The following is a 16870-nucleotide window of genomic DNA, read 5'->3' as shown; positions in this document are numbered from 1 at the left end:
GATCCGTCCAGATCCAGCAGTCTGCGCGACCGCAGGTGCCGCTTGCGGCAGAAAATCCTTGTCTAGCGATCGGATACAGGCGATCTTCACCTCAAACGACACGCCACCTGGGGAATGCAGGTTGAGGAGTGCCGCGGCACCCGCAGGCATCCGACGGCCCGAAACCAGACCCGCTCTCAGCCCGCGAGGAATGAGGATGAAACCCGACCTGCGCCCGCTTGCCGTCGCAATGCTCCTTGCCCTCCCGGCGCGGGCCGAACCGCCCCTGACCGTCGACACCGTCATCGCCCATGCCCAGGCCGAGCCGCGCACCTTCACACTGACTGGCGAGGTCGTCGCCCACGAGACGTTGAGCGCGGCCTTCCCGACCGGCGGGCGCATCACCGAGATGCGGGTCAGCGCCGGCGATCGCGTCGCCAAGGGGGCGACGCTGGCCGAGGTCGATTCGGTGCAGCAGGCGCAGGCGGTGCGCGCCGCCAAGGCCGCGCTGGCCACCGCCGAGGCAAGCTATGCCAAGACCCGCGACGACAGCGAGCGTCAGGACGCGCTCCTGGAACGCGGTGCGACGACGCGCAGCGCGCGCGATGCCGCGGCCGATCAGTTGCGCGCCGCCGAGGCGCTGGTGGCGCAGGCGCAGGCCGATCTGGACCGGGCGAAAAAGGCCTTGTCAGACACTGTTCTGCTGGCCCCCGCCGATGCCACCGTAACCGCCCGCAAGGCCGAGCCGGGGCAGGTTGTAGGCGCCGCCCAGACGGTGCTGGAACTGGCGCTGGGCCAGTCCTTCGACGCGATCTTCGAGGTGCCCGAGGTCATGCTGACCCATCCAGGCAAGGCGCCCGATGTCAGCCTGCGGCGGCTCAATTCCACCGCCGTGCCGTTTCATGGCGTGGTGAGAGAGGTCTCACCCCTCGTCGATCCGCGCAAGGGCACCGTGAAGGTGACGGTGCGGATCGTCGATCCGCCCGCCGGCCTTGGCTATGGCGAGGCGGTGACCGGCAGCGTCACCATGGCCGGCGAGGACCAGATCGCGCTGCCCTGGTCGGCGATGAGCGCGACCGCCACAGGCCCCGCCGTCTGGGTCGTCGACCCGGCCAGCCACGCGGCCCATCTGCGCCAGATCGAGGTACTGCGCTACGAGACCGGCAAGATCGTGCTGGCGGGCGGGGTGACGGAGGGCGAGCAGGTGGTCACGCTGGGCTCAAACCTTCTCTATCCCGGCCGGATCGTGCAGCCGATGGAGGTGAAGTGATGCGCCCGATCGCCCTTGTCCTCGTGCTGCCGCTGGCGCTGGCCGCCTGCAAGGAAGAGGCCGCCGCGCCGCCCCCGCCGCGCCCCGTGGTGTCAGAGGTGGTGACGCCGCAATCGGGCCTCAGGCCGCAATATGTGGGCACGGTGACCGCGCGGGTCGAGACCGATCTGGGCTTTCCGCGCATCGGCACCGTCGCCGCGCGGCCGGTGCGGGTGGGCGATGTGGTGCAGAAGGGCGACGTCCTTGCGCGGCAGGACCCCGAAGAGCTGGACGCCGATCTGCGCGCCGCCGAGGCCGGGGTGACCGTGGCCGAGGCGCAGGCCAATTCGGCCCGCGATGCCGCCGCGCGGGTGGACGAACTGGTGGCGCGCGGCGTCGACAGCACGGCGGCGGCGCAATCGGCCCATGCCAGCGCCGCCGCCGCTGAGGCGCAGCTTGAACAGGCGCGCGCCACGCTTGCCCGCGCCGAGGACGCGCGCAACCTTGCAACCCTGCGCGCGCCGCAGGACGGTGTGATCACACAAACCTTCGCCGAGCCGGGCGCGACGCTGGCCGCCGGCCAGCCGGTGCTGCGCCTTGCCGGCACCGGCGAGCGCGAGGTGGTCATCGACCTCAGCGAACAGGACATCGCGGGCCTTGCCCCCGGCGCGGTGTTTCACGTCCGGCTGGAGGCCGCGCCGCTGATCGGCGCGACCGCCACCTTGCGCGTCATCGACCCGATGGCCGACGCCGCCACCCGCACCCGCCGCCTGCACCTGACGCTGGCGTCCGACACCCCCGCCGCCTTCCGCCTCGGCGCGCTGGCGCTGGTCGAGCCGGTGGCCGAGACGCACGCCCGCACCACCCTGCCGCTGACCGCGTTGATCGGTGCGAAAACAGGCTCTGACTCGGCGGTCTGGGTGGTTTCGCGGCCCGAGGGGATCGTCCACCGCACCATTGTGAAAACCGGCGCGACAGTGGGTGACCGGGTGCTGATCCTCGCCGGGCTGAAACCGGGGGACGAGGTGGTGACGAAGGGCGTGAATTCGATCAAGGACGGCCAGAAGGTGGGCCGGGAGGTGAGCGAATGAAAGGCTTCAACCTGTCCGACTGGGCGCTCAACCACCGCTCCTTCGTGTGGTTCCTGATGATCGTCAGCCTCGTCGCCGGCGCGCTGGCCTATGTCTCGATCGGGCGCGAGGAAGACCCGAACTTTGCCATCAAGACGATGATCATCTCGGCCTCGCTGCCCGGTGCCTCGGTCGACGAGACGCTGACACAGGTGACCGACCGCATCGAGAAGAAGCTCAAGGATCTCGACGCGCTCGACTTCACCCGCTCGGTGACGCGGCCGGGCCAGTCGATTGTCTATGTCGAGCTGCTGCCGACCACCAAGGCCCGCGATCTGCCCCGCATCTGGGAAAAGGTGCGCAACATGATGGCCGATATCCGGCCGGACTTTCCGGCCGAATTCGCGGGCTTTCAGTTCAACGACGATTTCGGCGATGTCTTTGGCAATATCTTTGCCTTCACCTCCGACGGCTTCACCCCGCGCGAGCTGCGCGATCATGTCCGTCAGGTCCAGCGCGCGGTGCAGGCGCTGCCGGATGCCGGCAAGGTGACGATCTTCGGCACTCGGGACGAGGTGGTCTATCTTGAATTCTCGACCGAACGGCTGGCGGCGCTGGGCCTCAACGAGCAGCAGGTTCAGGCCTCTCTCGCGGCGCAGAACGCGATCCTGCCCTCGGGCGTGATCGACGCGGGGCCAGAGCGGGTGCTGGTGCGTGTCGGCGGCCAGTTCGCCGGGGCGCAGAGCCTGCGCGACGTCAACCTGCGCGTCGGCGACCGGTTTTTTCGCCTCAGCGACGTGGCCGATATCAAGCGCGGCTACGAAGACCCGCCGTCCGAGCTGTTTCGCTACGACGGCCAGCCGGCCATCGGCCTGGCCGTGGGGATGCGCAAGGGCGCCAACATCATCGACTTCGGCAAGGAGCTGACCGCGGTCATGGCGCAGGCGCAGGCCGAGATGCCCATCGGGATCCACATCCATCAGGTCGCCGACCAGCCGCATGTGGTGGAAGACGCCGTGGGCCATTTCCTGCGCGCGTTGATGGAGGCGGTGGTGATCGTGCTGGCGGTCAGCTTCGTCAGCCTCGGCCTTCGCGCCGGTCTGGTGGTGACGCTGACCATCCCGCTGGTGCTGGCGATCACCTTCGTGGTGATGGATTACACCGGCTTCACCCTGCAGCGCATCTCGCTGGGCGCGCTGATCATCGCGCTGGGCCTTCTCGTCGACGACGCGATGATCGCCATCGAGACGATGATCACCCGGCTCGAGAAGGGCGACAGCCGGACAAAGGCCGCCTCCTACGCCTGGACCTCCATCGCCTTTCCGATGCTTTCGGGCACGTTAGTGACGGTTGCAGGGTTCATTCCCATCGGGCTCAACAACTCGGCGGCGGGGGAATTCACCTTCTCGCTCTTCGTCGTCATCGCCGTGTCGCTGCTGGTGTCGTGGATCGTCGCGGTGCTGTTTGCGCCGCTCATCGGGGTGACGATGCTGCCCCGGTCGATGCCCGACCACAGCCACGAACCGGGCCGCCTGCGTCGCGGCTTTCACGGTATCCTGCGGCTGGCGATGCGCTTTCGCTGGGCCACCATCGTGCTGACCCTCGCGGTGTTCGGCCTCTCGGTCTACGGCATGAAGTTCGTCGAGCAGCAGTTCTTCCCCTCCTCCGACCGGCCAGAGCTGATCGTCGATGTGACCTTGCCGCAGAACGCCTCGATCGCCGACACGCAGGCGCAGATGGACCGGTTCGAGGGCTACCTGAAGGGTGACAAGAACGTGCTCTTCTGGTCGTCCTATGTCGGCCGGGGCGCGCCGCGGTTCATCCTGTCCTACGACGTGCCGACGCCGGGGCCGAATATGGGCCAGATCGTGATCCAGACGCCGGGGGTCGAGGCGCGCAACGCGCTGCGCGCGCGGCTGACAAAGATCGCCGAGGACGAATTTCCCGGCGTCGACATGTTCATCAAGCTGCTCGAGATCGGTCCGCCCGTCGGGCGCCCGGTGCAATACCGCATTAGCGGCCCTGACATTGCCCGATTGCGCGATCACGCGCGGGACCTGGCGGCGCTTGTCGCCACCGACAGCCGGCTGGTCAACATCGTCATGGACTGGAACGAGCCCGCGCGCGTCGTCCGTGTCGACATCCTGCAGGACAAGGCGCGCCAGCTTGGCCTGACGTCGAAGGACATCTCGGGGGCGCTGAACGCCATCTATGACGGACAAAGCGTCACCCAGCTGCGCGACGGCACCTATCTGGTCAACATCGTCGCCCGCGGCAACGCGGCGGCGCGCAGCTCGGTCGAGGGGCTTTATAACCTGCAACTCGGCGGCAGCGGCGGCGCGGCGATCCCGCTTTCCAGCGTCGCGGTCTTTCACTACGACACCGAGCAGCCGGTCATCCACCAGCGCAACCGGATGCCGACGATCACCGTGAAGGCGGCGATCGCGTCGAAGGATCAGCCGGCGACAATCGTCTCTGCGCTTGCGGAAAAGATCGCGGATTTCAACGCCAGGCTGCCGTTTGGCTACAAGGTCGAGGTCGGCGGCACCGTCGAGTCGAGCGCCAAGTCGCAGGCGCCGATCGCGGCGGTGGTGCCGCTGATGCTGCTGATCATGGTGACGCTGGTGATGATGCAGATGCAGGGCTTTCGCCGCAGCCTCGTGGTGTTGCTGGTGGCGCCGCTGGGTCTGATCGGCGTCGTCGCCGCGCTGCTGCCCTCGGGCGCGCCGCTGGGATTCGTGGCGATCCTGGGGGTGCTGGCGCTGGTCGGCATCCTCATCCGCAACTCGATCATCCTGGTGAGCGAGATCGAGGCGCTGCGCGAGGCCGGCCAACCGGCGTGGGAGGCGGTGTTCAACGCCTCCGACAGCCGGGCGCGGCCGATCCTGCTGACGGCGGCGGCGGCGAGCCTTGCGCTGATCCCGATCTCGCGCCAGATCTTCTGGGGGCCGATGGCCTATGCGATGATGGGCGGCATCATCGCCGGCACGGTGATCACGCTGGTCTTTGTGCCGGCGCTGTATCTGGCGGTGTTCCGCGTGAAACGGGAGGCATAGGCATGGCGGGCCTGACGCTGCTGCGCGCGGGCGGATCGGCGCGTGCCTTCGGGCTGGCACTGGGGCGGTTCGGGCGGCCTGCGGTGCCAGCGCTGGTGGCGACGTCCGCGTGGAAAACCGTCACTGTTCAGGCCGAAAGCGCGTTTGTTCAGGGCATGGCGCAGCAGGTGCGCGCGACCTTCCCGGCGATCTGGGACGAGATCAGCGGCCTTGCCGAAGGGCTGGGCCTGCCGCTGGCCGAGGTGTTCGCGTGGAACTGCCGGGGCGACATCTGGGCCGCCGCGCCCGATGGCTGCACCACGGTGATGATGCCCGGCCCGCCCCATGTGCTGGCGCATAACGAGGACGGGCTGCCGGTGCTGGCGCCCCATTGCGGGCTGGTCGAGGCGCGGCCGGGAAACGGGCCCGACTTTGTCTCGTTCGTCTATCCCGGCTCGATCCCCGGTCATGCATTCGCCGTGAACGCGGCGGGGCTGACGATCACCGTCAACAACATCCGGCCCGCGGGCGCGGGCGACGGCCTGCCGCGCATGGTTCTGGGCCGCGCGCTGCTGGGGGTCGAGCGTATCGGCCAGGCGGTGGCGATGATGCGGCGGCTGCCGCGGGCAGGCGGGTTTCACTTTGCGCTGGCGCAGGCGGGCGAGGACAGGCTGATCAGTCTCGAATTCTGCGGAAAAGACGTGTCGGCGCGCGATATTTCCGTGCCCGAGGCGCATGCCAACCACATGATACATGAGGCGATGCGGGGGCTGGAGCAGACGATCACCGAAAGCTCGGGCTGCCGTCAGGCCCGAGCCGACGCGCTGCTCGGCGCCGATCCGCTGGAGATCCTGCGCGACCGCGCGGGGCCCGGCCTGCCCATCCTGCGGCTGGCCGAGGATGACCCGGACACCGAGAACACCATCGCCACGGCGCGATTCGAGGTGGGCGAGGCGGTGACGGGCACCGTCCACCTGCCCGGCCAGCCCGCGCCCGCCTACCGGATGACGGCGGATCGCCGGGCGCGAACGGTCACGCTGGCCGCTGCCGACCCGCTATAGCGAGGCGTCGAGCGCGGCAAGGATCGCGTCGCCCATCCCCGAGGTCGAGACCGGCGTGCCGCCCTCGGGCCCCATCAGGTCAGCCGTGCGCACGCCATCGGCCAGCACCTGCTGCACCGCACCTTCCAGCCGGGCCGCCTCGGCGCCCTGATCGAAGGAATAGCGCAGCGCCATCGCGAACGACAGGATACAGGCGATCGGGTTGGCCTTGCCCTGCCCGGCGATATCGGGGGCAGAGCCGTGCACCGGCTCATACAGCGCCTTGGGCCGGCCATTCGCCATCGGCGCGCCAAGGCTGGCCGAGGGCAGCATGCCCAGCGAACCGGTCAGCATCGCCGCGCAGTCCGACAGGATATCGCCAAACAGGTTGTCGGTGACGATGACGTCGAACTGCTTGGGCCAGCGCACGAGCTGCATCGCGCCGTTGTCGGCATACATGTGGCTCAGCTCGACATCCGGGTATTCGTTGTCATGCACCCACTGGACCTCTTCGCGCCAGAGGATGCCCGATTCCATCACGTTGGCCTTCTCCATCGAGCAGACCTTGTTGTTCCGCCGCTTCGCCAGTTCGAAGGCCGAGCGGGCGACGCGGCGGATTTCCTCGGTGGTGTAGCGCTGGGTGTTGACGCCAAAGCGGCCGCCCTCGTTGTCGGGGAAGATGCCTTTAGTTGACATCCCCCAGCGTGCGTCTTTGGTGTGTATATTGCGGGCCGATAGTCAATTTGTCGTCGTCGAGTTCCGGATTGATCGTTGAGGTCGTGAAGATAATCTGGTGGTCGAATTTCGCTGCTTCCGACGCTTTCACGATAATGTCTTGAAAGTTATGGCTTCTCTTGTCTTCCATGCCCTTGTCCTCAATATTGTCCATGAGGAGGAAGCGCGGATGCAGGAATTCCTCGTCTTCGGTGGCTGCGGCAAAGAGCGCCAGGATGACGGAGTTTTTCACGATCACATTGCTGCTTTCCGCGAAGTTCAGATCGCCGTCCACAAGGATGGAGTTATCCCGGAAATTCACCTCCACCGAGTCCGCGTGCCGAAACTCGTCCTGACGGTCGAGGTCTTGCCGCAAGAAGGTCTTCGCTTTCTCGGAGACGTTGGTCAGCGCGATCCACCGCCTCCGCGCACTGGCGGTTTCCAGCGCCTTCTGGCGGTCTTTTTTCTTGTCGATCTCTGCCTGTACGGCCGCCTTGCGAGCGCTCACATCTTCAAGTTCGCCCGCTCTCTCACGAAGGCGCGAAAGCTGGGTCAGTTCCCTGTCGATCTGCCCCAGACGTTGATAGCGCTCGGCCACGAAGCTCTCGCGCGGGCCGCTACTGATCTCGTAGCGCACCGTGAATTCTGAGAGCTGCTCCTGATAGTCGGAGCGGAGCCGCCGCAGTTCCTTTTTGGCATGCGCCGTTCCGGCCTCCTTGTCGTCAAGAAGCTGGCGCGACTCCCTGATCTGGATATCCAGGTCGAGCTTGATCTGGAGATAGCGCGATCGCTCCTGCTCCGGATCGGTATCGCTGCCACAAAGCACGCAATGGTCAGGATCGCTCGTGCCGTTGAGCGGCGCAAGGCAGGCAGGGCAATGCGTAAATTCGATACTGCCGATGATCTCGGATGATCTTTGCGCTTTAGGCAGCTTCTCCGAAAGCTCTTCGAGATGGGCGATGAAGTTCGTCAAATCGGTCACTTCGAGATCATTGGTATGGATTTGCTGCTCGAGCTCGGCGATACGATCGCGAAATTTTCGGATACCGGCTGCGGCCTTTTTACTCTCGGCGAGGAAGTCTTTGACCTCCTCGTCATCGATCATCTCGTCAACATTGGCGATTTCTTCGGAAAGGCGGCCATATTCGGCTTCAAGCTTTTTGAGCCGGCCATCGATGCTCTCGACCCGTGCCAATGCCTCCTCTTCGGGTAGCGACTTGAGGAGCGCCTTGTATTGCGCGTCGAGATCATCGAACTGCTTGTTCAGTTTCCGGAGTTCGAGCTCGATCTCGTAGGACTCATAGCTGCGGATGCCGCAGACAAGATCACCGACCGCCTCTCTAATCTCGCCCGTGTCAAAGGACTCGTACCGGAAGAGAAACGAAGCCGGCGTCCGCTGGTCTGCATAAACGAGTCGAAGGAGCTGGTTCATCGTGATGTTGGCAGCACCCTGGCTTTGCGCTTCGGGGATGCCGGACGCCCTGAACATAATCTGGGAGAAGCTCTCGTTACCGCCTGCTGTCCGCCGAATCGAATAGCTCAGCCAGCCATCGAGGCCCTGTGCCGCCGCTTCTTCAAAGGTCCCGAAGAAGACCATCGCCGGTGTCTGGGCCTTGCCGATGGGGCGCCTGACGGTGAGGACACCGCTCGCCGTACCGATCTCGGCTTGCACTTCATCGCAATTGGCGGCGACGGATTTCCAGTTATCGAACTCGCCGCCAAGGACGTAGAAAATGAAGTCCGCAATCGTCGATTTTCCGGAGCCGTTCTCGCCACGAATGATGTTCACGCCCGTATGGAAGCCCTGATCATAGACCGGATCGCCGCCTTGCATGACCCTCAAACGCTTGAGGTGGAACTGCGAATAGCTCATCTGACAAGCCTCCGTAGTCCGGTACTCTGGCGGATTTCTGATATAGATCTGGTTTCGGGTGCATAGCGCCCGACAAGAAACGCGCCGATCTGCCGTTCGCTGCCGGAAAAGAGCGGCAAGAACTCTTCCTGAAACAGTGTGCGCCCCTCCTCGGACGGCGCCACATTACCGCTTTCAAGCTGCGGTAGTTCGATGAGACCCTTGCCAGATAGGGTCCGGAAGGCTTGGCGCTGCACTTCGTCCATTTTCTGGAAGAGGATTTGCGGTGACGGATAGCTGACGAAGGATTTCTCGGGGCGCGGTACGCCAAGCACGCCAAATGCCTTTCGTACCTCCTGCGGCATATGCGTTTTGTGGAGGAGCGGTGCGTTCGCGAGAAAGAAATCCATGATGAAGAGGCGCTCGGGCGACGGCAAGTTTTTGCCCTGCCACAAACCGAGAAGGCCGCCGAGCCTGCGCACGGCGTCATAAACATCGAGCTGCGGAAACCAAAGCCGTCCGGTCATGGCTTGTCCCACTGGATATGGCATTGCTCGGTCAGGTAGTAGAGGGCCTGAAGGATCGTACTGTTTGTGAGCTTTCCGTGTTCGCTCGACGCGCAAAGCGGATCGATCACGTGCTCCTGCAGAGCGGCAGCGATTTCAGATTCCGATGCGCCTGCACAGATTTTCGGACCGTAGACATGGGTCAGAAAGCGCTGCTCGACGGCCGAAAGGATTGTGTCGTGACGCGTTTTGGCCCCGGTAAACAGACCGAGCTTATGGTACCTTCGCGCAAACCTGTTCTGGAGATTGTTCGCATTGGCGTAGTCGTATTCGCGGCCTGCATCGATCAGCTTCTCTTGCAGGGTTCGCCGATCATCCTCTGAAGGCACCGAATAATCATCAGGACCCAGGCCACCATCTTGGTCGTCATCGCTTACGGCCGGGCAATCCGCCAACACCTTGTCGATGTGACGGCGCACCGAAAGATAGGTCATCGCGTCTTTAGAAGCAGGTTTGCAGATTGCGATGTGGTCGGCATCCACTGGAATAGGCCGCGTCTTCGTGCAACCGGGATCGGCCGACTCTTCAGACACCACGAGAGCCGCACCTTTCGTTTTATATTTCTCGTAATAGGCGAGTGTCGTGAGGCCCTTTTTAACGGCCAGGTCGCGATAGCTGTTATTCAGGTTCGTGAGAAAGCCGGTGTCGTTGCTTAGCGCCTCAATAGAGGGCGAGCTGACTCCTGGTATCAGCGCTTTCACGATGGCGGCGAGTGCAGCGCCCTTATGGGGCGTGGCTAAGAACACGACGAGTTTGAGCTGGTCGCCGAGCGCGTTCCAGTCTTCGTCCTGCGCTTCGCAGCAAGCCCTAAACATCTCTTTGGTAAGCAAGCCGCCAAGACTATGGCAGATGATGATGAGCGGCCGCTTCCCGATGCCGTGTGAGACCATGTACTCGGCGAGACTGGAAGCGCGCTCGTGAAGGGTCATTTCCTTCTTGGCCCATTTCGCGAACACACTGGAGGGATACCCTGCCGTGTGAATGCAGACACCGGAAAGATCGTCCACGAGCCAGCACGGCCAAAAGGTACCGTCGGAATTCGTCCAGGTTTCCTTAGGGTCCCCCGTTATGCCGTGGATGAACACAATGTCGAGCACCGCAGCGTCCTTGTGACCGCAAACGCTTTCGAACTGGAGGCCGTCGCTCATTCCATACCCGTGAAACCGAACCAAAAAATCCAATCATTCTTGACGCTAAAGAAACTTGCCTGAAGCATCAACCTAAGTTGGCCGATCGGTACAAAACGCTGATCCTGACTGCCAACAGCTCACTCGACAACGAGTGTCCGCTTCCCACCCAGAAGTCTGGTGATCTCGCTTCTGCAGCGAACGACCGCTCCCCGCCCTTCCTGGCCGCCTCTGCTGGCAGCATCGAACGGCAGCTTACACGTGCCGCTCCGGACGGGCTGAACGACCGCAATGGGGGCGAAAGCTTCCCTTTGGCCGTCGAGGCGTTCGCACGGGGCCAGCTCATAATCTTCTCGGTGCGCGCATCGTCAGATCTCTGTGCCCTCTGCGAGCGTCAGCGCATCCTCAATATCTACGCCAAGGTAGCCCCCCATCGCGACTGTTTTGAATTCCCTCGAAGCCGCGGTAGACAGGGGGCATGTCGCCAGCTCCGCTTCCCAGCTTCCCCCTGCGCCGCGCCCGCGTCCACGAGGTCTGCGGCCCCGGCGCCATGGCCTTCGCCGCGATCGCCGCCGCGCAGGAGGGGACCGGCCCGCTCTGGATCCGCGAAAGCTGGCTGACCGAGGCGTTGAACCCGCTTGGCCTTCTGCCCTTCCTCGATCCTTCCCGCCTGCTGGTCGCCCGGACCGCAAGCCAGACCGACAGCCTCGCCATCGCCGAGGAGGCGCTGCGCGACGGCGTGCTGCCGCTCGTCGTGATCGAGATCACCCGTCCGCTGAACCTGCGCGAGGGCCGCCGCCTGCAACTGGCGGCCAAGGAGGGCGGCGCCACGGGCCTGTGCCTGGTCCCCGAGGGGATGGGCTCGAACGCGGCCGAGACGCGCTGGCGGGCGGCGTCGGTCTTCGATCCGGCGGGGGCGGACTCGACTCTGATGCGCTGGGATCTTATCAAGAACAAATCAGGAACACTGGGGGCCTGGAATGTTCGATGGGAGGCAGCGGCGCGTCGTCTCGATGTGGTTTCCCCGGCTGGCGAGCGACCGGGTTCTGCGGGCACGCCCGGTTGACGGCCCCTTTGCACTGACACTGAAGGATAACAACGCCGAACGCCTCTACTGCCTCAACCCCGCGGCCGAGCGGCTGGGGCTGAGCCGGGGGATGCCGTTCTCCGACGCCCGCGCCTTCTGCCCCGATCTGGTCAGCCGCCCCGCCGATCCGCGCGCCGATGCCCGCCTGTTGGCCGTGCTGCGCCGCTGGGCCACCCGCTATTGCCCCTGGGTCGGGGTCGAGGGGGTGGACGGGCTGGTGCTCGACATCACGGGGGCTGCGCATCTGATGGGCGGCGAGGCTGGGATGCTGGTCGACATGCGCCAGCGCATGGGCCGCGCCGGGATTGGGCTCCGGCTGGGGCTGGCCGATACGCGTGGCGCCGCCTGGGCGCTGGCGCGGCATGGCGAGGGGGTGGCGGCGCCCGGCGCGCCTCTGGACGCGCTTGGCCCTTTGCCGGTGGCAGCACTGCGGCTCGCCCCCGAGGCCGCGGTCGCGCTGCAACGCCTGGGCCTTGCCACCATCGGCGCTCTGGCCGAGGCACCCCGCGCCCCGCTTGCCCGCCGCTTCGGCCCCGGGCTGATGCGGCGGCTCGACCAGGCCCTGGGCGACCAGCCCGAGCCGGTGGCGCCGGCACCCGAGCCGCCGCATTACGCCACCCGCCTGACCCTGCCCGAGCCGATCGGAAGGGTCGAGGACGTGATGGCCGGCCTCTCCCGCCTGCTGCCGCCGCTCTGCGAGAAGCTTGCGCAACACGAGGCCGGGGCGCGAGCCTTCCGCCTGACCCTGCGCCGCGTCGACCAGGAAAGCCGCGAGGTCGAGCTGCGCCTCGCCCGCCCGATGCGCGACCCGGCCCGCATCGGGCCGCTCTTCGCCCGTGGCGTGGCCGAGGTCGACGCGGGCTATGGCATCGACCAGCTTCGGCTTCAGGCGCTAGGGGTCGAGGCGCTGCCCGCGCGGCAGGTCACCCAGATGACGGAGCGTCCCGCCGACCGTCTGGACGATCTGATCACGAGGATCGGCACCCGGATCGGGCTGGAAAACGTCCAGCGATTCCTGCCCGCCGACAGCCACATCCCCGAACGCGCCTTCCTGATCGCCCCGGCGGCGTTCAGCCGGCCCGAGGGCCCCTGGCACAGCCCGCGTCCGCGCCCGCTGCGCCTGTTCCCGCCCGAGCCGATCGCGGCCACCGGCCCGCACCCGCCCGCCCGGTTCCGCTGGCGGCGCATGGGCTTCACCACCGGGCGCGCGACCGGGCCGGAACGGCTCGCCCCCGAATGGTGGCTTCAGGACGAGAGCTGGCGCCGGGGCCTGCGCGACTATTGGCAGGTGGAAACGGCCGGGGGACGCCGGCTCTGGATGTTCCACACGCCGCAGGATCCGGGCTGGTTCGTGCAGGGGGAATTCGCATGAACTCCGCATCATGGACCACCATCTTGCCCGGCCTCCTTCTTCATCTTGGCGAAAATACTCTCGGGGGGTGCAGGGGGGCAGACAGCCCCCCGCCTGCCTATGCCGACCCGCCTGCCTATGCCGAACTGTGCGTCACCTCGAACTTCACCTTCCTCACCGGCGCCTCGCATCCCGAGGAGCTGGTGCTGCGCGCGGCCGAGCTGGGCCTTTCGGCCATCGCCATCACCGATCGCAACTCGCTGGCGGGCGTCGTGCGCGCCTGGTCCGCGCTCAGGACCCTGCGGCAGGAGGCCGAGGCCGCGCTGCGCGTCCGCTCGACCCACCGCGTCGATACCTGCTCGCGCCAGCAGATGGGCCAGCCGCGCGACCTGACCCCGCCCGCCGCGCCGCATCTGCCCCGGCTGCTCACCGGCGCGCGGCTGGTGCTGCGCGATTGCCCGGTGGAGTGGGTGGCGCTGCCCACCGACCGCGCCGCCTATCACCGGCTGGCGCGGCTGCTGACGCGGGGCAAGCGGCGGGCGGGCAAGGGGGAATGTCACCTCGACCTCGCCGACCTCGAAACCGGTTGCCGGGGCATGATCCTGATCGCACTGCCGCCCCCGGATCCGGCGGCCGCCCGCGCCCCGATCCAGCGGCTTCAGCGCCGGTATCCGGGTACAGTCTTCCTTGGCGCCGCGCCGCGCTACGACGGCTCCGATCAGGCCTGGTTCACCGCTTGCGCCGGGCTGGCGCTGGAAACCTGCGCGCCGATGGTGGCGGTGGGCGACGTGCTGATGCACCGCGCCCATCGCCGGCAATTGGCCGATGTGCTGACCTGCCTGCGCGAGGGCATCACCATTGACGCGATCGGCACCCGCGCCCAGCCCAATGGCGAGCGCCGCCTCAAGGGCGCGGCGGACATGGCGCGGCTCTACCGCGACCACCCCGGGGCCCTGCGCCGCACGCAGGAGATCGCGGCGCGTTGCAGCTTCGACCTGTCGGAACTCAGCTACGACTACCCCGACGAGATCGCCGCGGGCGAGGCGCCGCAGGCCCGGCTGGAACGGCTGGCGCAAGAGGGTGCGGCGCGGCGCTATCCCGGCGGCACGCCGCAAAGGGTGCAGGCCCTGATGGCCAAGGAACTGGCGCTGGTGGGCGAGCTCGGCTACGCCGCCTATTTCCTGACCGTCCACGACATCGTGGCCGAGGCCCGCAGCCGCGGCATCCTGTGTCAGGGGCGTGGCTCGGCCGCCAATTCGGTGCTTTGCTACCTGCTGGGGATCACCGACGTCTCCCCTGACATGATCGGCATGGTGTTCGAGCGCTTCATCTCGCGCCACCGCGGCGAGCCGCCCGATATCGACGTCGATTTCGAACACGAGCGGCGCGAGGAGGTGATCCAGTGGATCTATGAAAAATACGGCCGCCACCGCGCCGGCCTTTGCGCCACGGTGATCCATTTCCGCACCCGCGCCGCGATCCGCGAGGTGGGCCGCGTCATGGGCCTTTCCCAGGACGTGACCGCCAGCCTCTCGGGGCAGATCTGGGGCGTCTCGGGGCGCGCGCCCGACCCCACCCGCATCCGCGAGCTGGGGTTGAACCCCGATGACCGCCGCCTTGCCCAGACCCTGCGCCTGATCGGCGAGATCATCGGCTTCCCGCGGCACCTGAGCCAGCATGTCGGCGGCTTCGTCATCACCAAGGGGCGTCTGGACGAGCTCTGCCCGATCGAGAACGCGGCGATGGAGAACCGCACCGTGATCGAATGGGACAAGGACGACATCGACGCGCTGAATATTCTCAAGGTCGATGTGCTGAGCCTCGGGATGCTGACCTGCCTGAGGAAAGCCTTCGACCTGCTGGACGATCACGAGGGGCTGCGCCACCGCCTCGACACCGTTCCGCAGGAGGATCCCGCGACCTACGCGATGCTGCAAAAGGCCGATGCGGTGGGCGTCTTCCAGGTCGAAAGCCGGGCGCAGATGAACTTCCTGCCCCGGATGAAGCCCGCGACCTTCTACGATCTGGTGATCGAGGTGGCGATCGTGCGCCCCGGCCCGATCCAAGGCGGCATGGTCAAACCCTATATCCGCCGCAGGCAGGGGCTGGAGGCGCCCGAACCCTTCGGCCCGGCACTGGCCGAGGTCACAAAGAAGACGCTGGGCGTGCCGCTCTTTCAGGAGCAAGCGATGCAGATCGCGGTGGTCGGCGCGGGCTATTCGGCGGAGGAGGCAGATCAGCTTCGCCGCTCGCTCGCCTCCTTCCGGCGCATGGGCACGATCGAGCAGCACCGCGAGCGTTTCATCGGCGGGATGATGGAAAACGGCTATGCCCGTGACGTCGCCGAGGCGTGCTTTTCACAGATCGAGGGCTTCGCCGATTACGGCTTTCCCGAAAGCCACGCGGCAGCCTTCGCGATGCTCACCTATGTCTCGTCCTGGCTGAAATGCCACCATCCGGCGGTCTTTGCCTGCGCGCTGCTGAATTCGCAGCCGATGGGCTTCTACGCGCCCGCCCAGATCGTGCGCGACCTGCGCGACCACGGGCACGAGGTCCGCCCCGTCTGCGTCAACCACAGCGACTGGGACAACAGGCTGGAACGGCGCGCCGACGGGAGGCTGGCGCTGCGGCTGGGTTTTCGCCAGATCAAGGGGTTCCGCGAGGAGGACGCGGGCTGGATCGCGGCGGCGCGGGGCAACGGCTACCCGGATCCCGAAAGCCTGTGGCTGCGCGCCGGCATCGCCCCGGCCACGCTGGAACGGCTGGCCGAGGCCGACGCCTTCGCGGGCCAGGGCCTGACCCGGCGCGATGCGCTCTGGGCGGTGCGCGCGATCCGCGCGCCCGCGCCCTTGCCGCTGTTTTCCAATCCGCTCGACGGCGAGGGGCTGGCAGAGCCCGCCGTCACCCTGCCGCCGATGCATCTGGGGCAGGAGGTGGTCGAGGATTACGTCGCCCTGCGTCTGACCCTGCGCGCCCACCCGATGGAACTGCTGCGCCCCACGCTGCCGGGCCTCACCCCGCATGACCGGCTGCCCGAGGTCCCACCCGGGCGCCTTGCCGTCTGCGGCCTCGTCATCACCCGCCAGCGGCCCGGCACCTCGTCAGGGGTGATCTTCCTGACGCTCGAGGACGAAACCGGTGTGTCGAACATCGTCGTCTGGCCCCGCGTCTACGAACGCTTCCGCCGCGCGGTGATGGGGGGGCGCCTGCTGCGCGTCACCGGCCGGCTGGAGCGCGAGGGCATCGTCACCCACCTGATCGCCGACCGGATCGAAGACCTCTCCCATCGCCTCTCGGATCTCGGTCACCCGCTGGGCGACGCGGTGGGCCTGACCCGCCCCGAGGCCGACGACGCCCCGCGCCCCCCGCGCCAGCCCGCCCGCGCCATGCACCCGCGCGAACAGGCCAAACGCCTGTTCCCCAGCCGGGATTTCCATTGAATGCGGGAAGAACGGGCGGCGACGCCACTTCCCTCCCCCCAAGCTGCGGGAGAGCCCGCCTATCGCCCGTCGCGCCCGGAGCCGGCAAGCGATCTCCGCGTGATGGGTGACGCGGCATGGGTAAGCGGCCCGTCGGTTTACAGGAAACACAGCCCTACTCTGGATGGCTGGGATCGGAGCGCAAAGCGGACCCTCCCAGAGAGGCGTTTGAACGGCAGCTTGGGGCCGCTCGCGACCGCGCGCACCACGGTCATGAATATCCGGTTCCACCGGGCAGGGAGCTGGAACCTGCCTGTCCGGAGCAGGGAAACTAGCCTGTAAATGGGAGCGGCAGCGCCTTCATGGGGTAGCTGCGCTGAC

The 16870-nt window shown here is 66.6% G+C and carries 10 protein-coding genes and 1 pseudogene; 7 read left to right on the top strand and 4 right to left on the bottom strand.

Annotated features, from left to right (window positions below):
* The first annotated feature begins 196 nt into the window (after nt 1–196).
* From P2G62_RS08190 to P2G62_RS08175, 4 genes are read left to right on the top strand one after another with little or no spacing between them, the layout of a single operon-like run.
* Nucleotides 197–1249: an efflux RND transporter periplasmic adaptor subunit gene (locus P2G62_RS08190; protein WP_157771629.1), complete on the top strand. Its 1053-nt coding sequence runs from the start codon at nt 197–199 to the stop codon at nt 1247–1249.
* Nucleotides 1249–2319: an efflux RND transporter periplasmic adaptor subunit gene (locus P2G62_RS08185; RefSeq protein WP_075777203.1), complete on the top strand. Its 1071-nt coding sequence runs from the start codon at nt 1249–1251 to the stop codon at nt 2317–2319. The genes P2G62_RS08190 and P2G62_RS08185 overlap by 1 nt, the downstream gene beginning before the upstream one ends.
* Entirely contained in the window at nt 2316–5354 is a 3039-nt protein-coding gene (locus P2G62_RS08180) for an efflux RND transporter permease subunit (RefSeq protein ID WP_275734382.1), read from the top strand. Before P2G62_RS08185 ends, P2G62_RS08180 begins: the two co-directional genes overlap by 4 nt.
* A 2-nt stretch (nt 5355–5356) precedes the next feature.
* Complete coding sequence (locus tag P2G62_RS08175) at nt 5357–6394, top strand: C45 family peptidase (protein ID WP_275734381.1); 1038 nt, start codon at nt 5357–5359, stop codon at nt 6392–6394.
* Here P2G62_RS08175 and leuB read toward each other — a convergent pair.
* The 4 genes and pseudogenes from leuB to P2G62_RS08155 all read right to left on the bottom strand — a co-directional run.
* A pseudogene (leuB, locus tag P2G62_RS08170) lies at nt 6389–7060 on the bottom strand (3-isopropylmalate dehydrogenase); the annotation flags it as partial. The gene P2G62_RS08175 and the pseudogene leuB overlap by 6 nt on opposite strands.
* On the bottom strand, nt 7059–8960 hold the full coding sequence (locus P2G62_RS08165) for an AAA family ATPase (RefSeq protein ID WP_275734380.1): 1902 nt from the start codon (nt 8958–8960) through the stop codon (nt 7059–7061). The gene P2G62_RS08165 and the pseudogene leuB, both read right to left, overlap by 2 nt.
* Nucleotides 8957–9466, bottom strand: a complete 510-nt coding sequence (locus P2G62_RS08160) for an ABC-three component system middle component 5 (RefSeq protein WP_275734379.1) — start codon at nt 9464–9466, stop codon at nt 8957–8959. The genes P2G62_RS08165 and P2G62_RS08160 overlap by 4 nt, the downstream gene beginning before the upstream one ends.
* The gene (locus tag P2G62_RS08155; protein WP_275734378.1) at nt 9463–10653 is read right to left on the bottom strand and encodes an ABC-three component system protein; all 1191 of its coding nucleotides are present in this window, start codon (nt 10651–10653) and stop codon (nt 9463–9465) included. Before P2G62_RS08155 ends, P2G62_RS08160 begins: the two co-directional genes overlap by 4 nt.
* A 457-nt stretch (nt 10654–11110) precedes the next feature.
* On the opposite strand from P2G62_RS08155, the gene P2G62_RS08150 reads away from it, so the two are divergent.
* From P2G62_RS08150 to P2G62_RS08140, 3 genes are read left to right on the top strand one after another with little or no spacing between them, the layout of a single operon-like run.
* Nucleotides 11111–11698, top strand: a complete 588-nt coding sequence (locus P2G62_RS08150) for a hypothetical protein (protein WP_275734377.1) — start codon at nt 11111–11113, stop codon at nt 11696–11698.
* Entirely contained in the window at nt 11613–13091 is a 1479-nt protein-coding gene (locus P2G62_RS08145) for a DNA polymerase Y family protein (protein WP_275734376.1), read from the top strand. The genes P2G62_RS08150 and P2G62_RS08145 overlap by 86 nt, the downstream gene beginning before the upstream one ends.
* On the top strand, nt 13088–16510 hold the full coding sequence (locus tag P2G62_RS08140) for an error-prone DNA polymerase (RefSeq protein WP_275734375.1): 3423 nt from the start codon (nt 13088–13090) through the stop codon (nt 16508–16510). The genes P2G62_RS08145 and P2G62_RS08140 overlap by 4 nt, the downstream gene beginning before the upstream one ends.
* Nucleotides 16511–16870: the final 360 nt, after the last annotated feature.

The sequence above is a fragment of the Paenirhodobacter sp. CAU 1674 genome, from assembly GCF_029222945.1.
GTDB lineage: Bacteria > Pseudomonadota > Alphaproteobacteria > Rhodobacterales > Rhodobacteraceae > Rhodobacter.
Note: the sequence above shows the minus strand (reverse complement) of the source record. Positions and strands in the feature narration are given on the sequence as shown.